Origin of the sequence: Corallococcus aberystwythensis, from assembly GCF_003612165.1 — a bacterium.
In the GTDB taxonomy this organism is placed as follows: domain Bacteria; phylum Myxococcota; class Myxococcia; order Myxococcales; family Myxococcaceae; genus Corallococcus; species Corallococcus aberystwythensis.
Genome location: NZ_RAWK01000574.1, coordinates 1 through 455, shown reverse-complemented (window position 1 = coordinate 455; position 455 = coordinate 1). Strand labels below are relative to the sequence as shown.

The following is a 455-nucleotide window of genomic DNA, read 5'->3' as shown; positions in this document are numbered from 1 at the left end:
GGCCCAGGGGCAGGACGAACGTCAGGTCCATGGCGCCCACCAGGGGGTAGGGAACGTTGGTGGCGGCGTAGATGCGCTTCTCCAGGGCCTCCAAAAAGATCAGCTTCTCGCCGATGGACACCAGATCCGCACGCACGCGCGTCGTCTGGGGGGCGCTCTCGAGCTCGTCCAGCGTCTGCCGGTTCAGGTCGAGCTGCTCCTCCTGCATCTCCAGCAGGTGGCGGCCCACGTCGTCCAGACTTCGCACGGCCTTGCCCATCACGAGCGCCGTGACCAGGTTGGCCCCGTTCAGGACCATCTCGCCGTACGTCACCGGCACGTCGGCTTCGGTGTCCTCCACTTTCAGGAAGGACTGCAGGAGGCGCTGTTTGATCGGGGCGGTGGTGACGAGCACCCCGTCGACCGGACGCCCGCGCGTGTCGGCATGCGTAAGACGGGGCACGGCCACGGAGGGC

General features: G+C 67.7%; 1 protein-coding gene. It reads right to left on the bottom strand.

Features of this window, described 5'->3' with window-relative positions; all coding sequences use genetic code 11:
- On the bottom strand, positions 1-455 hold a 455-nt coding region (locus D7W81_RS44675), incomplete at both ends, for a hypothetical protein (RefSeq protein WP_147445856.1).